Raw genomic sequence first — 15,674 nt, 5'->3', positions numbered from 1 at the left:
TCAAAAATGAAGAGATTAGGTATCGTATGAATAAACCGTACGCGAACACCTTGCAATTTAAACAACAAGATTTTCCCGATAACTTTAAATTTTATTTTAATCCAAACAAGAAAAAAATCGATACGAATAAAGATCATCTTATTCGTGACTTATCCCGACCTCGACTGAAAATTGCAATCGTGACTGAAACATGGCCACCAGAAATCAATGGTGTTGCTTTGTCTTTAATGCAACTGTGTAAAGGCTTGCAAAATCAAGGTCATAAAATATTACTGATTCGCCCTGCACAGAAGACCCAATGTCAAGACTTTAGCCCGAATAAAGAGTGCTTGGTGACTGGGCAATCAATTCCGAAATATCCAGACATGAAGTTTGGCTGGCCCCAATTTCTAAAAGTCTCTCAAGCGATTACGGCATTTTCACCTGATGTGGTACATATCGTGACGGAAGGGCCTTTAGGCTTTACTGCGCTGCATGCGGCAAAGACACGACGAATTCCGGTATCAAGTGGTTTTCATTCACAATTCCAAGAATTTAGCCGTTTCTTTGATTTAGCATTCTTGGTCAAACCAATTCAAAGTTATTTGCGATGGTTCCATAACGCAACGCAACTGACCTGTGTGCCAAGCCGTGATACAGAGCAGGCATTACGTGAGTTTGGTGTGACCTGTCCATTGGTTGTGGTCGGGCGAGGAATTGATACAGAACGCTTTTCATCACAACGCTACTCCGAACAGTTGAGACAACAGTGGGGTGCAGATGAAGACACCACAGTCTTGATCTATGTTGGGCGTTTGTCTTCTGAAAAAGAAGTCAATGTGGTGATTGATGCCTATTCTGAACTGCGACAACAAGCACAACGAAAAGTAAAGTTAGTGCTGGTAGGGCATGGCCCAGATCGCGGTCGTTTAGAAAAAATGCCAGGTGCTGAACATGTGATTTTTATGGGCAGTCTAACTGGCACACAACTTGCTGAAGCCTATGCGAGTGCAAATGTTTTTGTTTTTGCAAGTCAGGTAGAAACCTTTGGGAATGTCGTTATCGAAGCGATGGCGAGTGGTTTACCGATTATTGCTTATGACTATGCCTGCGCTCAACTTCATGGCAGACATGCTCAGAATGGCTGGTTATGTCCAATTGGAGACATCAAGCAATTCACTCAACATGTATTAGATCTTCCAGATAACAGCACACTCAAACGTTTCGGGCAACAAGCGATGCATGATGTGCAAAGCATTGGATGGCAACATCCCGTACAACAATTCGAAGAAGCACTATACCAGGTAACGCAGTATGCAAAACGACTGACCTAGTTCATCTCAAATAATGAGAGGAGAGTGGAAAATGAATTTTAAAAATACCAAAATAAAAATGCTCGATCTCGACCTTAGAGGTTGTTTATATCTCAATAATTTATCGCATACCCAAAGTATTGCGACGTTCTTTAAAACTGTGAGCCGTTTGGGAGATGGTCCTTTCTGGTGCGCAATGTTGGTTCTGATTTGGCTACAAAAGAGCTGGATCTATGGTCTGCAACTTCTCTATGTCGTTGTTATGGGTCTTTTAGGAACAGGAATTTATAAGTTCTTAAAACACAAAACAGTGAGACCACGACCTTATCAAGTTCATAAAGTCATTATTCTGGGTGAACGACCATTGGATCATTTTAGCTTTCCGTCAGGTCATACGTTACATGCGGTCATGGTCACTATTGTCTTTGGCTATATTCAACCAGTTATGTTGTTCATTATGATGCCTTTTACCATTCTTGTGGCGTTATCTCGGATGGTTTTGGGTCTGCATTATCCAAGCGATGTCATTGTTGGCGCACTGATTGGTGCAAGTGTCGCGAGTTTGATTGTGTTAAGCGCACCATATTTAGGAGTGATGTTATGATGGTTTACTTACTGCTGGTCTGTAATTTTATTTTTAAAGAATCTGATGATTTTGATCATCAAGGTTTTAACTTTGAATAATTGGCTCAATTCAATCCGTCTTGTAAATTAAACGCTTGAATCCGTGGTGAATCTTGTAAATGTCTAGAATGATTTATTTCTGAATGAATTGAGATTTGATACAGTAGCAGAATTAAATTGAGCAAAGGAAGACCTGATATGGGCTTACGTTGGACAGATACAATTGATATCGCAATTGAACTCAGTGAAGCGCATCCAGATGTGGATCCACAATGGGTGCGTTTTACCGATATGCATGCATGGATTTGTGCATTGCCAGAATTTAGTGATGATCCAACCAAATCGACTGAAGGTCTGCTAGAAGCCATTCAAATGGCATGGATTGATGAAGCGAATTAATGGCTTGAGATGTTGCTGAATGATGTTAAACGTCACAGCGCATCGAAAAATCCAAATTTTTTACAGATTAAAAGCAGAAAATTGTTCATTATTCGGTATAATGCGCCCAAATTTTCGTGTCAATTTGACTAAAGGAGCCACTCATGGCTATTGAACGTACTTTATCTATCGTAAAACCAGATGCAGTTGCTAAAAACCACATTGGTGACATCTTTGCTCGTTTCGAAAAAGCTGGTCTTAAAATCGTTGCGACTAAAATGAAACACCTTTCTAAAGCAGAAGCTGAAGGTTTCTATGCTGAGCATAAAGAACGTGGTTTCTTTGGTGACCTTGTTGCATTCATGACTTCTGGTCCAGTTGTAGTATCTGTTCTTGAAGGTGAAAACGCAGTTCTTGCTCACCGTGAAATTCTTGGTGCTACAAACCCTAAAGAAGCTGCTCCTGGTACAATCCGTGCAGATTTCGCTGTAAGCATCGATGAAAATGCTGCGCATGGTTCTGACTCAGTTGCATCTGCTGACCGTGAAGTAAATTACTTCTTCGCTCAAACTGAAGTTTGCCCACGTACTCGTTAATTCGACGTATCTAGGGTCTCTTTTTCTACACGAATAAATCTCCGATTTATGAATTGATAACAGACCCGAAACCAGATAGGTGATATACTACTTGTCTGGTTTTTTTATTTTTGTTGCTTTATTTGGCTAAATATTGGTCAATATGTTTTATTACTACGGCATGATTTAGGTAATCCCCATGAATTCTGAAGTTGTCGCTTCATCGTTAAATCTAGATGAACAGCAGCCTGCATCATCAAAATCTGTACAGGCTGATCGTATTCAGACTGCAAATGTGCAGAAGGTGAATTTACTTGGCATGTCACGTCCGCAATTGGAAAAATTCTTCGAAGAAATCGGCGAGAAAAAATTCCGTGCTGGGCAGGTAATGAAATGGATGCATCAATTTTTTATCACTGATTTTGCTGAAATGACCAATATTTCAGGAAAGTTGCGTGAAAAACTAGAAAGAATTTGTGAAATCAAAGCGCCAGAAGTGGTGCATCGCAACTATTCGAAAGATGGAACTCGTAAGTGGGTATTCCGTGTTGGTGATGGTGCGGGCTCTTTGGTTGAAACGGTATTGATTCCAGCAGAAGATAAAACAGGCTCACGTAAAACACTGTGTATTTCATCACAAGTGGGTTGTGCTTTAGATTGCTCATTCTGTTCAACAGGAAAGCAAGGTTTTCAGCGTGATTTAACCCCTGACGAGATCATTGGACAGTTGTGGGTGGCCAACTATTCTTATATGGAAGAAGTACCTGTTGCTGAACGTGAGCGCTCGGTGACTAATGTGGTGATGATGGGAATGGGTGAGCCATTACTCAACTATGATGCTGTATTAAGCTCAATGAATATCATGTTAGATGATTTTGCTTATGGCATGTCTAAACGTCGCGTTACATTATCAACTTCAGGTGTTGTACCGAAAATTGACCAATTGGCACAAGATATAGATGTGGCTTTGGCGATTTCTTTACATGCGCCAAATGATGAGTTACGTAATGAATTGGTGCCGATTAATAAAAAATATCCATTAGCACAATTGATTGCTGCATGTCAGCGCTATATTGCCAAAGATGGTAATGAAAGTTCTCGTAAACATGTCACTATTGAATATGTGATGTTGGAAGGGGTGAATGATCATCCTGAACATGCACAACAAATGATTAAGTTACTGAAAAACTTACCAAGTAAAATTAATTTAATTCCATTTAATCCATTTCCGCATGCGCCGTATGGTCGTTCAAGTCGAAATCGTATTATTTCTTTCCAAAAAACTTTGTCTGATGCAGGTTTTGTGTGTACGATTCGTCAGACACGTGGTGATGATATTGATGCTGCGTGTGGGCAGTTGGTCGGGCAAGTGGCAGATCGTACCCGTCGTGCAGAGCAGTGGAAAAAGAAAGTTGCTGAACGTGGTGAGATTATCCGTTCATAAGCTTAAAGATTTGTAGACATACATTTATATCAACAAATAATCAGGGGCTGACTTTGAGAAAATCGATGTATCAAAAAGCAGTTGTAATATTGGCAATTGGTTTATCTGCATTGGTCGTACAGGGTTGTCAAACGACAAATTCAGACACAATAATAAAAAAAGATCCTGAAAAAGCCGTTAAAGTACGTACTCAGCTTGCTGCTGAATATATTCGTACAGGTGATTTAGATGCTGCAAAACGTGCACTAGACCAAGCTTTAGAAACTGATTCACGTGATTCTGCGGCAAATATGATGATGGGTGTCTTACTGCAACAAGAAGGCAGTAAGATCAGTATGGAAAAGGCAGACGGCTATTTTAAGCGTGCAATTTCCAGTGACTCAAAAAATGCACAAGCTCGTAATAATTATGGAACATATTTATTTGTTACTGAGCGCTATAATGACGCGATTGAACAATTGAGCATAGCTGGTGCTGCGCTTGGCTATGATCAGCGTTACAAGGCTTTAGAAAATTTAGGTCGGGTTTACTTAAAAGTAGGTGATGTGGCAAATGCTGAAAAAGCATTCAAACAAGCTTTACAAGTCAATCGCGATTCGATTATTTCTCTGGTAGAGTTATCAGAAATTTTCTATTTGCAACAAAAAAGTGCGCAAGCAAGTCAACTCTATGAGCAATATGTTCGTTTAGTAGGTCAGGACAAACAGGGTGCGAGAGCGCTTTGGATTGGTTTACGTATTGCACGTGCCAATAATGATCAGATGGGAATGCAAGTGTTGGTCAACCAACTGCGTGCATTGTTCCCGGACAGTAAAGAATATCAACGTTATCTGCAATTACAGTACAGTACTGAGGCCGTATGGAAGTAAATCCTAATTCACAGCAACCTACAGGTTCAAACGTAGCATCTAATGGCTTAGGAAATGTTCAACGTCCAGGTGAGTACTTGCGTCAAATTCGAGTCTCCAAAAACCTAGACATTCAAGATGTTGCAAACGAACTAAAAATGCCTGTAAAAACCTTACAAGCATTGGAACAAGATGAATATAAGTCTTTGCCAGAAGCAACCTTTATTAAAGGTTATTATCGTTCATATGCCAAGTTTCTAGGCGTTGATGCAACGGTAGTCATTCAACGCTTTGATGAAATTTATCAAAATGATACTGGGCTTTTGCCAAATCACGCATTGAACAACTCCCCAATCAAGATTATGGGGAAATTGCCTGGATCAAACAGTGATCGTAATAAAAAATGGTTAAAGCGAATTTTAATTGCCATTGTTGCGCTTGCGGTGATTTGGGCTGTGATTGCTGGAATTCAAAAAATGACATCGGGTAAAAGCGCTGATGTCGATGCCAAACCACAAGCCTCAGAAGTAGAAGTGTTGAATTTAAACAATGCAACTGCGACTTCAGGTGACCAAATGGTATTGAATTTCAGTCATCCAACTTCTGTACATATTGTAGATAGTACAGGAAAAGTTTTGGCGACTGGTCGCCAGTCGGCTGCTTTAACCGTTAATGGCCAATCACCATTCCAAATTCGTCTCGATGATGCAACTGCTGTGTCATTAAGCCTTAATAATGAACAGATTTCATTGTCTCCATATACAGTGAACGGAAAAGCAGAATTCCGTTTGTCACGTTAATGGGCAAGAGTAGATAAGATCATGATTGAGAATCCAATCAAGCGCCGTCCTACACGCAAAATACGTGTAGGTTCAGTGTATGTCGGTGGTGATGCACCGATCAGTATTCAAAGTATGACCAATACTGAAACCTGTGATGTCGATGCAACAGTTGCGCAGATTCAACGCTGTGCAGATGTTGGTGCGGACATTATGCGGGTATCGGTACCGACTATGGAAGCTGCTGAAGCTTTTGGTGAAATTCGTAAACGTGTCACGGTACCATTGGTTGCAGATATTCATTTCGATTATAAAATCGCATTGAAAGTTGCAGACATGGGTGCAGACTGCTTGCGGATCAACCCCGGGAATATTGGTTCTGAAGCCAAGATTCGTGAAGTGGTTGCTGCTGCACGTCATCACGATATTTCTATGCGTATTGGTGTCAATGCTGGATCTTTAGAAAAAGATATCCAAAAGAAATATGGTGAGCCGACAGGTCAGGCATTACTTGAATCTGCAATGCGTCATATCGATATATTGGATCGTTTAAACTTCCATGAGTTTAAAATTTCAGTAAAAGCATCAAATGTATTTTTAACAATGGATGCTTATCGTTTATTATCTGCACAAATTGATAATCCATTACATTTAGGTGTAACCGAAGCTGGGATCTATCGTACGGGTTCAGTGAAATCTGCGATTGCTCTAGGTGGTTTGCTGTTGGATGGCATTGGTGACACCATGCGTATTTCATTGGCGGCTGAGCCTGAAGAAGAAGTAAAAATTGGTTTTGATATTTTAAAATCCCTGAGCCTTCGTTCAAATGGGATTAACTTTATTGCTTGTCCAAGCTGTTCACGTCAGGAATTTAACGTGATCAAAGTGATGCAGGCTTTAGAGGAGCGTTTAGAAGATATTCGTACACCAATGGATGTGTCTGTCATTGGTTGTAAAGTCAACGGTCCGGGTGAAGCAAAAGAAGCTGATATTGGTATAGTCGGTGCAAGTCCGCGCTCACTCGTGTATCGTAATGGTGAAAAGAGTCACTTAATAGATACAAATCAGTTGGTTGATGAAATCGAAAGCATGGTTCGTCAACGTGTTCAAGAGCTTGAAAAAGCTAAAGCTAAAGAGATTATTCGTAGTTCATCATGAGTTCAATTGTCGCAATTAAAGGTTTTAATGACTTTCTTCCATCGCAAACACCTGCGTGGAGACGTCTTGAGCAGCATTTAGCATCGCTTATGGATGCATACGGTTATCAGCAAATCCGTTTGCCGGTGGTTGAACATACCAATTTGTTTAAGCGTTCAATTGGTGATGCAACTGATATCGTCGAAAAAGAAATGTACACTTTTTTCGATAAGGGTAATCCGCCTGAATCTTTAACTTTGCGTCCGGAAGGCACAGCGGGTTGTGTACGTGCAATGTTGGAACATAACTTACTCCGTGGTGCAAATCCTCGTGTTTGGTATGTTGGACCAATGTTCCGCTATGAAAAACCACAAAAAGGTCGTTATCGCCAGTTTCACCAATTTGGTGTAGAAACTTTTGGTGTAGCGACACCTGATCAAGATGCTGAACTGATTCTCATGACTGCGCGTTTATGGAAACGCATGGGTGTTGCAGATAAAGTTCAACTTGAGCTAAATACCTTGGGCGAGTCTGATGAACGTGCAGAGTATCGTGCTGCATTGGTTGAATTTCTTACAGCGCATCACGCTGATTTGGATGAAGATTCGCAACGTCGTTTAACCACCAATCCATTGCGAATTTTAGATTCGAAAGATGCACGAACTCAGCAAATTCTTGAAAATGCACCTAAGTTGCATGATTTCTTAAAAGAAGACAGCTTGAATCATTTTGCTCAATTGCAACAGTATTTAACTGATGCAGGCATTGAGTTTGTCATCAATCAAAAACTAGTCCGTGGTTTAGACTATTACAACAAAACTGTTTTTGAATGGACAACGACACATTTAGGTTCTCAAGGAACGGTGTGTGCGGGTGGTCGTTATGATGGTTTGGTTGGACAGCTGAAAGGTAAGCCTGATCAATCTGTACCAGCAGTTGGTTTTGCCATGGGCATGGAACGTTTATTATTGCTTCTTGAACAAGTTGAAGACAATACACCTGTGCGTGAATGTGAGTTATTCTTGCTATCGGATCCTGCAACACAAGGTCAGGCTTTGGTATTGGCTGAACAAATTCGTGATCAACTTGAAGCTGTAAATAGTACAATTCGTTTGAAAACAGGTTCACAGGGTTCAATGAAGAGTCAAATGAAGAAGGCAGACCAATCGGGTGCCATCTATGCTTTGATCTTTGGTGAGCGTGAGGCTGTAGCGCAGCAAGTTTTAGTCAAAGAACTTGCGACAGCAGAACAATATGAAATTAAGGCCACTGAAATTGTGCCTTTTTTCATTGAAAAATTTTCGTCAAAATAAGCCGATAATCATAAGGAAAAGGGGAGTCAAATGAGTGCAATGACTGATGATGAGCAACTGGATAGTGTGAAGTCATTTTTTAAGAAATATGGCTCGGCTATGGTGACAGGTGTCCTCATTGCATTGATTGCCTTTTTCGGTTGGGAATATTGGCAAAAGAAAACTTTGGCTGAAAATCAAAATGAAACAGCCAAAGTCCAACAATTGATGGATGAAGCGCGAGCAGCTAATGGTGATGCTAAAGTCACTGCTGCCTTAGTCGCGTCAGCAGATAAAATTGTCAAAGACAATCCAGATTCTGTTCATGCAATTCAAGCACAAATTGTCATGGCAAAAGTTGCCTATGATAAAAATGACTATGCATTGGCTGAGCGTGAACTGAAAAAAGTTGAAAATTCTAAAATTAAAGACGCTGGTTTGTTACAAGTTGTAAAAATCAAACTTGCCGATGCACAATTGGCGCAAAAGAAGTTTGATGAAGCCTTGAAAACCTTGTCAGCTGTGAATGATCCTGCTTTTCAGGCAAGTGCTGATGAGTTAAAAGGTGATATTTATGTGGCAAAAAATGACACTGAAAATGCAAAAAAATCGTATCAAGCAGCATGGAATGCGGTCGTTGAGCGTAAACAAGAACGTCAAATTTTACAAATTAAACTCGAAAGTGTTGGCGTATTAGTAGAAGATCCTGATCTTGAACGCCCAATCTTAGCAACACAAGTGGATGAGTCTTAATGGATAGAAATTTTAAAATACCTTTTGCTTTAGCAATCTTATCAATCGCTTTAATCGGCTGTTCAAGTAATAAGACGAAAGAAGTGAAGATTAAGCCAAATCCACTGCCTAAAGTTGCACAAGCTTCAAGCTTGGTTCAAGTATTTTCGACCAGTGTCTCTTCGACCAGCAGTGAAGATGCATTACGTCTACGTTTAGATACAGACAATGGTGTTGTGTTTGCTTTAGACCCAAAAGGCGAAGTGGCTGCCTATAAAGGCAAACAGCGCTTATGGAATGCTAAAGTTACCAAAGACGGCTTAAGTTCTGGTGTTGAAGCAGCAGATGGTGTGGTGATTGTTGGTAACCAAAAAGGGCATGTTTTTGCATTAGATCAAGCGACGGGTGCGACCAAATGGTCTGCGCAATTGTCAGGTGCAATTATCAGTTCTGCTTTGATTCAATCTGGTCGCGTGATTGTGGTTGCAAATGACGGTACGGTTTATGCCTTAGATGTTGCGACAGGTCAGCAAGCGTGGACTTATAAGTTACCAAGCGCTTCATTTAGCTTAAGAGGTCAAGCCACTCCAGTTAGTCTAGATCCACGTACCGTGCTTATCGGCACTTCTACTGGCTATATTTTTGCAATAGATAGCCTTGCAGGTGTACCGCGTTTGCAACGTCGTGTTGCGGTATCTGAAGGTCGTTCTGATATTCAGCGCTTGATTGATGTGGACAGTGAGCCTGTCGTTTCAGGACAATATGTGGTTACGACGAGTTTCCAAGGGCAAGTGACTGTTCTAGATTTGGCTTCACAACGCGTTTTGTGGAGTGAAAATTCAAGCAGTATCAACCGTCCAGAAGTGACCGATGGTAAAGTCATCGTATCGCAAACTGATGGTCAAATTATTGCGTATGACTTGATTACAGGTCAGCAGCTTTGGAAAAATGAGCAACTGCTCAATCGTAACTTAAGCAACCCTGTATTGCTCGGTTCAAATCTTGTTGTGGGTGATTTAGATGGTTATTTACATCAAATTGATCCAAATACAGGAACAACGTTAGGTCGTGCTAAAACCAGTGGTGAAGTACGTACGTTGAGAGTGATTGATAATCAAGTTTATGTTTCGACACGCAAAGGTGCAATGAGTATTTGGCAAAGTCGTTAACAGTTAATCAACAGACACGATTAGGATTCTCTATTTTTTTAGTCTTGTGTTAAAATAGAGCAATCCGTATGAATTCCATACACGGGGTGATTGAAAATCAATACCCCGTGTTTTTATTTTAGGTTTTTCCTATTCTTCTTCCTATACATTTCTGATGTTCAGACCAGTCATACTGGCTGATCTTGAATAAAGGTTATTTTATGAAACCCGTAATTGCGCTCATTGGTCGTCCAAACGTCGGCAAATCAACGTTATTCAACCAGATTACCAAGAGCCGTGATGCACTCGTTGCTGATTTTGCTGGTCTTACCCGAGATCGTAAATATGGTGATGCAACTTATGAAAATAAATCTTTCATTGTCGTTGATACTGGGGGTATCGGTGAAAATGAAGGTGGTATTGACTCATATATGGCAGAGCAATCAAAAACTGCGATTAATGAAGCCGATATCATTGTTTTTGTTGTCGATGCACGTGCTGGTCTATTGGCTTCTGATGAGCAGATTGCCCGTGAGTTGCGTACACTTGGTAAAAAGGTTTACTTGGTTGCCAACAAAGTCGATGGTGTACATGCTGAAGCTGCATTAGTTGAATTTTATAAACTTGGTATGGGTGAACCCTTACAAGTTGCGGCAAGTCATGGTCGTGGTGTTCAACAAATGCTTGAGGATATCTTGGTGGATGTCCCTGAAGATGAAAACCCAGAAGAACACGATAAGGCAACAGGTTTACGCTTAGCAATTATTGGTCGCCCAAATGTCGGTAAATCTACTTTGGTTAACCGTTTGTTAGGTGAAGATCGCGTTGTTGCATTTGACCAACCGGGTACAACCCGTGACTCGATTTATATTCCGTTTGAGCGTGATGGTCGTCAATATACCTTGATCGACACAGCGGGTGTACGTCGTAAAGGTAAAGTTGATGAAATGATTGAGAAATTCTCAATCGTTAAAACCCTCCAAGCGATTAAAGATGCACATGTCATCGTGGTGGTTTTAGATGCACGTGAAGGTGTGGTTGAACAAGACCTACATTTGATCGGTTATGCACTTGAAGCTGGCCGTGCCATGGTGATTGCCATTAACAAATGGGACAACATGACAGAGTATGATCGCAAACAATGTAAATTGGATGTTGATCGTCGTTTTGACTTTATTCCTTGGGCAAAAGTACATTTGATTTCTGCTTTGCATGGAACAGGTGTCGGTGAGATGTATCCAACCATTCACCGTGCTTATGATTCATCACACTTAAAAGTTTCACCTGCAAAATTAACTCAGATTTTGAATGATGCAACTGAAGCACATCAACCGCCAATGATCAGTGGTAAACGTATTAAGATGCGTTATGCCCACATGGGTGGACAAAACCCACCAACGATTGTGATTCATGGTAATAAGGTGGATAAGACACCTGCGGACTACCGTCGTTATTTAGAAAATGTCTTCCGTAAAGTGTATAACCTTGAAGGTACACCGGTTCGCGTTGACTTTAAAACAGCTGAAAATCCATTTGAAGGCCGTAAATCTCAAATTGATGAGCGTGTTGCAGCACGTCGTCGTCGTTATGTACAGAAATTTAAAAAGGCTGAAAAGAAATTTAGAAGCTAAATTTAGCGTTGAACACATCAAAACCCAAAGTGATCTTTGGGTTTTTTTGATTTAAGATAATGAAAAATGTTTGGGAATGGATTGTGAATCGTATTATTCAATTGGATGTTAATTCTATTCAAAATATTCTTCCGAGTTACCATTCGATCGATCGAAAGGGGCAGATCCAAGAACTGAAACAGGCGATCTATCAATATAGAAATCAATTGTTGTCCGATATTTTTTCAGTTGAAATCAGTAACCACTCGTTTGAAAAAACAGATTTTGGTAAACCCTATTTAATTGATTATCCAAAGTTTCACGTGAATCATTCACATAGCCAGCAACATTATGCTTTGGCGAGTAGCCAGCAGATCCAAGATTTGGGTGTGGATGTCGAGGATTTAAATCGAAAAGTTCGCTTTGAGGCTTTAGCAAAACATGCTTTTCATCCCCAAGAATATCAAGCTTGGCAAGCGTTAGACTTTGATCCTACTTTTTGGTTTAAGGTATGGACCACAAAGGAGGCGATTTTAAAAGCATCGGGCCTAGGGATTCGTTTGAGTCTAAATGAGTTAAATACTGGAGTGCATGTGGTGAATGATGGTGGGATCTCTACGCATCCGCTATTGGGCAGCTTTGCCTATCAAAATCTCCAGCTGAGCCGAGTCATGCTGACGGTGGCATGGCGTTCTGAATTATCCTGTAAGGGCTTTGCATTTCCACAGATTCAAATCATTCAACATGGTTGATTAAAGACTGTATAGACGTTTTCATTCTGCATAACACATAAATTGCAACAACGTTATTTCATATTAGAGTGTGGCATCTATACGTCTAAGTGTTGAAATTTTCAACCTTAAGCCACATGTATTGCAAATCGGCATTGTTTAATAAAACCAGTTAAATGTAAGCTGCTTATCTTTAAATAAAAATAAATAGTAATCGATCACGATCAAACAATCTTGCTCGTCGCGTGTACTTTGTAAGCTATATTTTTTACATAAAAATTAGTTTATTTCTCCATGAAATTCTCTATACTTGATAAATTAAATGATAATTAAGTAGCGAAAATACTAATTATTGTGAATTTAAAGCGATGAAAAAGCGATAGGTTAGGATTAATTATATAGTGCGATTTAAATACTTCATCAGCTTAATTTGCATCATATTTTTTTATCCAAATTTTAGTTTTGCTTCAAGTTTAGAAAGTGATCTTGCTGCTTTTAATCTCATTACCAACTACGAGCTTTTATTCTTTGGTGGAATATTTGTCATTCTGATGCAAGCTGGCTTTGCTGTAGTTGAAGGCGGATATGAAAATACCTATAAGTCAATTTCCGCATTATTGGTCAATTATGTTTCAGCAGTTTTAGGAACGCTTATTTTTGGTTTCTTCTGCGCAAAAATTCTCCTTTCAGGCGATCCCAGCTCCGAAAAATATATGAATGGCATGCTGCATGGTTGGCATTGGAATTTATTATTTTTTTATACCCTAATGGCCACCACAATAACCACTGTGGTTGGGCGAGTGATTCCGAGTAAAGTTCCCTTATTTGTCAACTGGATAACCGGTTTAATGATCGCAGGTGTGATCTTTCCTTTCTTTAGTAGCTGGACTTGGGGAAATATCTTATTCGGTAAGGGCTGGTTAAAAGAGTTAGGATTTATTGATTTTGCGGGTTCAACAGTGGTGCATTCCACCGCAGCATGGATTGTGTTGGCGGGCTACTTAACTTTAAAACCTCAAGACCGACAAGAAATCTTAAAAAAAGACTTAATCTTTGAAGATTATAAAATCTTATCTTTGGCATTGGCTGGCTTTATTCTTTGGCTGGCATGGTCAGGTCTAAATGTAGTTTATATCTCAGCACTCTATGCGGATATTGGAGTCATTGTCATCAATGCCTTTGCTGCACTCTTTGGGGCAATGATTGCCCCCTTGATTTTTTCCTTGGTACTCAACAATAAAATTATTTCATGGGTTGAAATGATTAAAGGTGCTTTGGGTGGCTTGGTGGCGATCACGGCAAGTTGTGGTTTAGTGAATTTGTCATCGGCATTGATTATTGGCTTGGTTTCTGGATTATTCACAATCTATTTACCCCGTTTATTGACCTATTGGATTGATTCTAAGCATATTCGTGAAGTTGTTGTGGTACATGGTATTTGTGGAGCATGGGGCACACTGGCTGTTTCTTTGACAGATAACCCCGTGATTAATTTAGCCAACAAGGCCAGTGTTATCGATCAAAGTATTGGGATTGCAGTAAATTTTGTGTGGAGTTTTGGCGTTGCATTCTTAGTATTTAAACTGATTTGTAAACTGCGTAATGCATACTCAATTAAGTCGTTAAAAAATTGAGTACTTAAAAGCTTTGAAAAAAGCCAAGCACTAAAAAAAGCGACATAAAGTCGCTTTTTTCATATTTAAGTTCTGTATTAAAAGTTAGGCAACACTTTCAGGTGTCGCACGCCATAAACTTTCCAGATCATAAAATTTACGTGCTGTTGGTAGCATCACATGTACGACTACAAATCCTAAATCGATAAGGATCCATTCAGCGTCTCGTTCACCTTCAACACCAATTGGGCGAAAGCCTGCTTTACGTGCTTCTTCAGCAACATTGTCAGCAAGTGCTTTAACATGGCGTGTTGATGTCCCGCTCGCGATGACAATTGCATCTGAAACGTTGCTAATAGCGCTGACATCAAGTTGAATAATATCTTTGGCTTTTACATCAAGTAGAGCTTCTTGTACGACTTTTAAACAAGTCTGTACGTCTTGATTTTGAGTGTTCATTGCAAGTTCGTGAGAATTAGAAGCGCTGGGCGATGGTTCTAAATTCATATAAGGTATATTTTCCAGAAAATATCTCATCTTCTAATATAGCGCTTTTGTCTAAAAAATACAAATTATACAATGCAACCGTTTGCCTAAGCACACACCCATTTAATAGCTATGGTTGTTTGAAAAATATTTTTCTTTCCATGCAAATGACTGATTTGAATGCGATTGTGGCTTGTATTCTGCTGCAATAAAGCCCGTATAGGCGCTTTGTTTTAACCATGAAAAAATTGCAGAATAATCAATTTGTGCGGTATCTGGTTCGTGACGTCCTGGGCAGTCAGCAAATTGGATATGCCCAATCCAATCAATATTTTCTTGTAAGGCTGCCAGTACATCTTCGCCCATCATCGCCATGTGGTAACAGTCAAATTGCATTTTTAATGCAGGATGCTGTACTGCTTCTAACATTTCTTGGCCTTGTGCAATATTTTGAACCAAGAAACGTGGCATGTCTGTACCATTGATCATTTCAAATACAGGCTGAATATCACGATTAGAGAGCAGATGACAAGCCAGTTTTAAATTGTTTGCCAAGGTGTTTAAACAGGGGAGTAAGTCGGCATCTTGTGGTTGTTTACCTGCCAAAATATTGACGTTTGGAACATTGAGCGCTTCTGCATATTCAATTGCAAGTTCCAAGGCTTGATGAAATGCCAGTTCTTGACCAGGCACACCAGCAAGTCCGTTTCCACTTTGCATCAAGTCACCAGCGGGAACGTTGATCAGGCAAAGGCTTAGGTCATATTGTTCAAGTTGCGCTTGAATCTCTTCAATGCTTAATTCATACGGAAATTGAATTTCTACATTGTGGAAGCCATGAAGATGTGCCAAAGCAAAGCGTTCAATGAGCGGCACTTCAGTAAAAATCAAGGATAGGTTTACTGCGAGTTTAGTCATAAGAACGCTCCTTGCTATATTTGGACTCTCATCTTCAATGTAGTAGGCAATAGATTATTTTTCAACT

16 protein-coding genes are annotated in these 15,674 nt (G+C 40.0%); 14 read left to right on the top strand and 2 right to left on the bottom strand.

The window, feature by feature from the left end:
• Positions 1 to 26 precede the first annotated feature (26 nt).
• The 14 genes from GJV03_RS10465 to GJV03_RS10400 all read left to right on the top strand — a co-directional run bounded on the left by GJV03_RS10465 (position 27) and on the right by GJV03_RS10400 (position 14,224).
• Positions 27 to 1,313 carry a glycosyltransferase family 1 protein gene (locus GJV03_RS10465; protein WP_154130038.1) on the top strand — a complete coding sequence of 429 codons (1,287 nt, stop codon included), beginning with the start codon at positions 27 to 29 and terminating at the stop codon, positions 1,311 to 1,313.
• 31 nt (positions 1,314 to 1,344) lie between these two features.
• Complete coding sequence (locus GJV03_RS10460; RefSeq protein WP_154130037.1) at positions 1,345 to 1,896, top strand: phosphatase PAP2 family protein; 552 nt, start codon at positions 1,345 to 1,347, stop codon at positions 1,894 to 1,896.
• A 218-nt stretch (positions 1,897 to 2,114) separates the two neighbouring features.
• A complete protein-coding gene (gene iscX, locus GJV03_RS10455) occupies positions 2,115 to 2,315 on the top strand; it encodes a Fe-S cluster assembly protein IscX (protein WP_004725877.1) in 201 nt (66 codons plus the stop codon).
• 143 nt (positions 2,316 to 2,458) lie between these two features.
• A complete protein-coding gene (gene ndk / locus GJV03_RS10450) occupies positions 2,459 to 2,890 on the top strand; it encodes a nucleoside-diphosphate kinase (RefSeq protein ID WP_004725878.1) in 432 nt (143 codons plus the stop codon).
• A 178-nt stretch (positions 2,891 to 3,068) separates the two neighbouring features.
• Positions 3,069 to 4,313, top strand: coding sequence for a 23S rRNA (adenine(2503)-C(2))-methyltransferase RlmN (gene rlmN / locus GJV03_RS10445; protein WP_004725880.1), 1,245 nt, complete (start codon positions 3,069 to 3,071; stop codon positions 4,311 to 4,313).
• A 65-nt stretch (positions 4,314 to 4,378) separates the two neighbouring features.
• Positions 4,379 to 5,182, top strand: a complete 804-nt coding sequence (gene pilW, locus GJV03_RS10440) for a type IV pilus biogenesis/stability protein PilW (RefSeq protein ID WP_004725881.1) — start codon at positions 4,379 to 4,381, stop codon at positions 5,180 to 5,182.
• Entirely contained in the window at positions 5,173 to 5,961 is a 789-nt protein-coding gene (locus tag GJV03_RS10435; RefSeq protein WP_004725882.1) for a helix-turn-helix domain-containing protein, read from the top strand. Before pilW ends, GJV03_RS10435 begins: the two co-directional genes overlap by 10 nt.
• 21 nt (positions 5,962 to 5,982) lie before the next feature.
• Positions 5,983 to 7,098: a flavodoxin-dependent (E)-4-hydroxy-3-methylbut-2-enyl-diphosphate synthase gene (gene ispG / locus GJV03_RS10430; RefSeq protein ID WP_004725885.1), complete on the top strand. Its 1,116-nt coding sequence runs from the start codon at positions 5,983 to 5,985 to the stop codon at positions 7,096 to 7,098.
• On the top strand, positions 7,095 to 8,390 hold the full coding sequence (gene hisS, locus GJV03_RS10425) for a histidine--tRNA ligase (RefSeq protein WP_034612341.1): 1,296 nt from the start codon (positions 7,095 to 7,097) through the stop codon (positions 8,388 to 8,390). The genes ispG and hisS overlap by 4 nt, the downstream gene beginning before the upstream one ends.
• Positions 8,391 to 8,420: 30 nt before the next feature.
• The gene (locus GJV03_RS10420; RefSeq protein WP_004816992.1) at positions 8,421 to 9,122 is read left to right on the top strand and encodes a tetratricopeptide repeat protein; all 702 of its coding nucleotides are present in this window, start codon (positions 8,421 to 8,423) and stop codon (positions 9,120 to 9,122) included.
• On the top strand, positions 9,122 to 10,270 hold the full coding sequence (gene bamB / locus GJV03_RS10415; protein ID WP_004725891.1) for an outer membrane protein assembly factor BamB: 1,149 nt from the start codon (positions 9,122 to 9,124) through the stop codon (positions 10,268 to 10,270). The genes GJV03_RS10420 and bamB overlap by 1 nt, the downstream gene beginning before the upstream one ends.
• Before the next feature lie 200 nt (positions 10,271 to 10,470).
• Positions 10,471 to 11,880, top strand: coding sequence for a ribosome biogenesis GTPase Der (gene der, locus GJV03_RS10410; protein ID WP_004725892.1), 1,410 nt, complete (start codon positions 10,471 to 10,473; stop codon positions 11,878 to 11,880).
• 59 nt (positions 11,881 to 11,939) lie between these two features.
• Positions 11,940 to 12,611 carry a 4'-phosphopantetheinyl transferase superfamily protein gene (locus GJV03_RS10405; RefSeq protein ID WP_154130036.1) on the top strand — a complete coding sequence of 224 codons (672 nt, stop codon included), beginning with the start codon at positions 11,940 to 11,942 and terminating at the stop codon, positions 12,609 to 12,611.
• A gap of 380 nt (positions 12,612 to 12,991) precedes the next feature.
• Positions 12,992 to 14,224, top strand: coding sequence for an ammonium transporter (locus GJV03_RS10400; RefSeq protein ID WP_353163199.1), 1,233 nt, complete (start codon positions 12,992 to 12,994; stop codon positions 14,222 to 14,224).
• 84 nt (positions 14,225 to 14,308) lie between these two features.
• Here GJV03_RS10400 and rsfS read toward each other — a convergent pair whose 3' ends face one another.
• Positions 14,309 to 14,710, bottom strand: a complete 402-nt coding sequence (gene rsfS, locus GJV03_RS10395; protein WP_016539395.1) for a ribosome silencing factor — start codon at positions 14,708 to 14,710, stop codon at positions 14,309 to 14,311.
• 102 nt (positions 14,711 to 14,812) lie between these two features.
• Positions 14,813 to 15,607 (bottom strand): TIM barrel protein, encoded by a 795-nt coding sequence (locus tag GJV03_RS10390; RefSeq protein WP_154130035.1) that lies wholly within the window; start codon positions 15,605 to 15,607, stop codon positions 14,813 to 14,815.
• Positions 15,608 to 15,674 lie beyond the last annotated feature (67 nt).

This window comes from Acinetobacter sp. RIT698 (genome assembly GCF_009668065.1).
GTDB lineage: Bacteria > Pseudomonadota > Gammaproteobacteria > Pseudomonadales > Moraxellaceae > Acinetobacter > Acinetobacter guillouiae.
The sequence above is the reverse complement of the archived record's forward strand: the minus strand, read 5'-3'. Positions and strand labels throughout refer to the sequence as shown.

Excerpts from the sequence above, each read along its gene's own strand:
- GJV03_RS10405 (WP_154130036.1), top strand. The coding sequence starts at position 11,940 with ATGAAAAATGTTTGGGAATGGATTGTGAATCGTATTATTCAATTGGAT.
- ndk (WP_004725878.1), top strand. The coding sequence starts at position 2,459 with ATGGCTATTGAACGTACTTTATCTATCGTAAAACCAGATGCAGTTGCT.
- GJV03_RS10465 (WP_154130038.1), top strand. The coding sequence starts at position 27 with ATGAATAAACCGTACGCGAACACCTTGCAATTTAAACAACAAGATTTT.
- GJV03_RS10390 (WP_154130035.1), bottom strand. The coding sequence starts at position 15,607 with ATGACTAAACTCGCAGTAAACCTATCCTTGATTTTTACTGAAGTGCCG.
- der (WP_004725892.1), top strand. The coding sequence starts at position 10,471 with ATGAAACCCGTAATTGCGCTCATTGGTCGTCCAAACGTCGGCAAATCA.
- rsfS (WP_016539395.1), bottom strand. The coding sequence starts at position 14,710 with ATGAATTTAGAACCATCGCCCAGCGCTTCTAATTCTCACGAACTTGCA.
- pilW (WP_004725881.1), top strand. The coding sequence starts at position 4,379 with ATGTATCAAAAAGCAGTTGTAATATTGGCAATTGGTTTATCTGCATTG.
- ispG (WP_004725885.1), top strand. The coding sequence starts at position 5,983 with ATGATTGAGAATCCAATCAAGCGCCGTCCTACACGCAAAATACGTGTA.
- iscX (WP_004725877.1), top strand. The coding sequence starts at position 2,115 with ATGGGCTTACGTTGGACAGATACAATTGATATCGCAATTGAACTCAGT.
- GJV03_RS10420 (WP_004816992.1), top strand. The coding sequence starts at position 8,421 with ATGAGTGCAATGACTGATGATGAGCAACTGGATAGTGTGAAGTCATTT.
- GJV03_RS10460 (WP_154130037.1), top strand. The coding sequence starts at position 1,345 with ATGAATTTTAAAAATACCAAAATAAAAATGCTCGATCTCGACCTTAGA.
- GJV03_RS10435 (WP_004725882.1), top strand. The coding sequence starts at position 5,173 with ATGGAAGTAAATCCTAATTCACAGCAACCTACAGGTTCAAACGTAGCA.
- bamB (WP_004725891.1), top strand. The coding sequence starts at position 9,122 with ATGGATAGAAATTTTAAAATACCTTTTGCTTTAGCAATCTTATCAATC.
- rlmN (WP_004725880.1), top strand. The coding sequence starts at position 3,069 with ATGAATTCTGAAGTTGTCGCTTCATCGTTAAATCTAGATGAACAGCAG.
- hisS (WP_034612341.1), top strand. The coding sequence starts at position 7,095 with ATGAGTTCAATTGTCGCAATTAAAGGTTTTAATGACTTTCTTCCATCG.